The following is a 599-nucleotide window of genomic DNA, read 5'->3' on the forward strand; positions in this document are numbered from 1 at the left end:
GTCTATTGCTCGGTCGGCACCCATCCACACAATGCGGCGGAAGAACTCGACGTGACCGCCGACGAGCTGGTGCGCCTTTCCGCGCACCCAAAGGTGGTGGCGATCGGCGAGGCCGGGCTCGACTATTTCTACGACCGCGCCCCGCGCGATGCGCAGGCGCAAGGTTTTCGCACTCATATCGCGGCGGCGCGCCAGACCGGCCTGCCGCTGGTCATCCATTCTCGCGATGCCGACGACGACATGGCCGCGATCCTCGAAGACGAGACAGGGAAGGGCGCTTTCCCCTTCATTCTGCATTGTTTTTCGTCGGGGCGCAGGCTGGCCGAGGTCGGCGTCGCGCTTGGCGGCTACGTCTCGTTCTCCGGCATCCTGACCTTCAAGAACTCGACCGATTTGCGCGCCATCGCCGCCAACGTGCCGCGTGACCGGCTGCTGGTCGAAACCGATGCGCCTTATCTCGCGCCGATCCCGTTTCGCGGCAAGCGCAACGAGCCGGCCTATGTCGCCAACACCGCCAGGGTGCTGGCCGAGACGATCGGCGTCGGCGAGGCCGAGATCGCCGATATCACCACGGACAATGTCTTCCGGCTGTTCCGGAA

1 protein-coding gene is annotated in these 599 nt (G+C 65.3%); it reads left to right on the forward strand.

The features are described 5' to 3' along the window. On the forward strand, positions 1-599 hold a 599-nt coding region (locus tag EN742_RS37020; RefSeq protein ID WP_148670618.1), incomplete at both ends, for a TatD family hydrolase.

It is taken from the genome of Mesorhizobium sp. M4A.F.Ca.ET.020.02.1.1 (assembly GCF_004022645.1).
Taxonomy (GTDB): domain Bacteria; phylum Pseudomonadota; class Alphaproteobacteria; order Rhizobiales; family Rhizobiaceae; genus Mesorhizobium.